The organism is Streptomyces himastatinicus ATCC 53653 (assembly GCF_000158915.1).
In the GTDB taxonomy this organism is placed as follows: domain Bacteria; phylum Actinomycetota; class Actinomycetes; order Streptomycetales; family Streptomycetaceae; genus Streptomyces; species Streptomyces himastatinicus.
This window is the reverse complement of sequence record NZ_GG657754.1, coordinates 9,674,569-9,677,010: the sequence shown is the minus strand read 5'-3', so window position 1 is coordinate 9,677,010 and position 2,442 is coordinate 9,674,569. Positions and strand designations below refer to the sequence as shown.

The following is a 2,442-nucleotide window of genomic DNA, read 5'->3' as shown; positions in this document are numbered from 1 at the left end:
GGGCGAGCCGGTGCTGATGCTCCATCAGACGCCGCTGTTCCTGGACCGAGTACCTGGGTGTGCTGCCGCTGGTCGGGGCCGTGCACCGGGGAATCGCCATGGACACCCTCGGGTTCGGCGCCTCCGCGAAGCCAGAGGAGCCCCATACGATCGAGCGCTTCGCCGACGCCGCCGGGGCCCTCATCGAGGCGCTGGGCCTGGAGCGTTTCCACCTGGTGGGACACCACACGGGCGGTGTCATCGCGGTGGAGCTGGCCGCGCGCTTCCAGGACCGCGTGTCCAGCCTGCTGCTCTCCGCCACGCCCTTCGTGGACGAGGAGAAGCGGCGCACCGCCGACCGGCGCAAGCCGGTCGACCACGTCGACCCCCGGCCCGACGGCTCTCATCTGCTGGAGCTGTGGAACCGGCGGCGCGGCTTCTACCGGGACGGCGAGGAAGCCGCGCTGCACCGCTATGTGATCGACGCGGTGACGGTGCTGGACCGGGTGGAGGAGGGGCATGTGGCGGTCCGCCGCTATGCGATGGAGTCGCGGCTGCCGCACATCACCGCGCGGACGCTCGCGGTGTGCGCGGACGGGGACCACTACTCGCTGCCCGGCCTGGAGAAGTTCGCCGCGGCGCTCGGCTGTGACACCCGGGTCGTACCCGGCGCACACGTGCCCGCGCCGGAGCAGCTGCCCGAGGAGTACGCCAAGGTCATCACGGAGTGGGTGACGGGCGGCTGACCCCGGACCGGGCCGCCGCCCCCTGTTCGGCGGTCCGGTCCCAGGTGTCCCCGGTGACCCCGCGCTCGCGGAGCACGGCCTTGCGGATCTTGCCGGTCGCGGTGAGCGGCAGTTCGGGGACGATGTCGACGTACCGGGGCACGGCGAACGGCGGAAGCTCGTCCGCGCAGTGGCGTACCAGGTCCGGCAGGTCGAGCACCAGGCCGGGACGGACCGTCACCGCCACCATGACCTCGTCCTCTGCCAGCTCGGATGCCACCGGGAAGGCCGCGGCCCCGGCCACCGCGGGATGGGAGCGGACCGCCGACTCCACCTCCGCCGAGGAGATGTTCTCGCCGCGCCGCCGGATGACGTCCTTGATCCGGTCGACGAAACGGAACCACCCGTCGGGTTCCCGGACCACCCGGTCGCCGGTGCGGCGCCAGGAGCCGGGCGGCGGGGGCCCGTCGTCCCCCAGGTAGCCGGTGGAGAAGGCGTACGGCCGGTGGCTGCGGACGACGAGTTCACCCGGTGTGCCGTCCGCGACGGGGGCAAGGCGTTCGTCCACCACGCGCGCGGAGAAGCCGTCGCGCACGGTGCCGATGTAGCCGGGCCGGTGGTGGGCGGGGGTCGACCCGATGACGAGATTGGTCTCCGTGGAGCCGAACCCGTCCACCAGGGTGACGCCGAAACGGTCCAGGAACGGCTGGTACGCCGGGCCCGGGGTGGCCGGGGACAGACCGCGCCAGGCCCGGTGCGCGCGGTCGTCGGGGCCGGGCGGGCGCGCCAGCAGCATGGGCACCATCGCGCCGAGCAGATACACGGCGGTGGCACCGGCCTCGGCCACCTCGCCCCAGTACCCACCGGCGGAGAACCGCCGCCCGAGGGTGCACGCGGCGCCCACGGTCATGGCGTGCGCCAGGGTGTTGAGGGCGTTGGTGTGGAACAGCGGCAGACAGGTGTGGAGCATGTCGTCCGAGTGAAGACGCAGCGAGTCCGCGACGTTACGACCCCACCAGACGGACTGGGCGTGGGGGCAGCGCACACCGCGTGCGGCCCCCGTGGTGCCCGAGGTGAACAGGATGGCGGCGGTGTCCTCGGGTCCCACCGGTGCGGGCGGAAGCGCCCCGGTCCCGCCCGGGGCCGGGGCGCCGTCGCCGCCGATGGTCCACACCGGGCCCCGGTAACCGGCCGCCGTCACGCGCCCGGTGAACTCCTCCTCGGCGAACAGGAAGGACGGCTCGGCCTGGCGCAGGACATGCCGCAGGCCCTCGCCGCGCAGGCCGGTGTTCAGCGGCACCAGCACCGCGCCGAGCCAGGCGCAGCCGAGGATGAGATCGATGAACTCGACGCGGTTGCCGGACATGACGGCGATCCGGTCGCCCGGGCGACAGCCGCGCGCGGCGAGCGCCCCCGCCATCGTGGCCGCCGCCTCGCGGGACTGCCGGTAGCCGCGTGTCACCCCGTCCACGCGGAGGAACACCCGGTCGCCGTGGGTCTCGGCGGCGGCGTCGAGGAGGGCGGGAAGCGTCGTCGCCGCGCCCGGTGTGGTCACCGCAGGACCCCCGCGTCGCGCAGTTGCCGGACGCGTTCGGCGGTCAGTCCGGCCACCTCGCGGAGCACCGTGTCGGTGTCGGCGCCGAGCACGGGCGCGGGTGTGCGGAGGGAGCCGGGGGTGCGGGTGAGGTGGATCGGCAGGCCCTCGTGGAGGAAACCGCCCGCGACCGGGTGTTCGGCG

General features: G+C 74.1%; 2 protein-coding genes and 1 pseudogene. 1 reads left to right on the top strand and 2 read right to left on the bottom strand.

Annotated elements, in window-relative coordinates:
• Positions 1-98 precede the first annotated feature (98 nt).
• The gene (locus SSOG_RS40895; RefSeq protein ID WP_245606491.1) at positions 99-725 is read left to right on the top strand and encodes an alpha/beta fold hydrolase; all 627 of its coding nucleotides are present in this window, start codon (positions 99-101) and stop codon (positions 723-725) included.
• On the opposite strand, the gene SSOG_RS40890 is transcribed toward SSOG_RS40895, so the two are convergent.
• Together SSOG_RS40890 and SSOG_RS54405 are read right to left on the bottom strand one after the other, a co-directional pair.
• A complete protein-coding gene (locus SSOG_RS40890; protein WP_050800154.1) occupies positions 700-2,259 on the bottom strand; it encodes an AMP-binding protein in 1,560 nt (519 codons plus the stop codon). The genes SSOG_RS40895 and SSOG_RS40890 overlap by 26 nt on opposite strands.
• Positions 2,256-2,442, bottom strand: a pseudogene (locus SSOG_RS54405) (hypothetical protein); the annotation flags it as partial. The pseudogene SSOG_RS54405 and the gene SSOG_RS40890, both read right to left, overlap by 4 nt.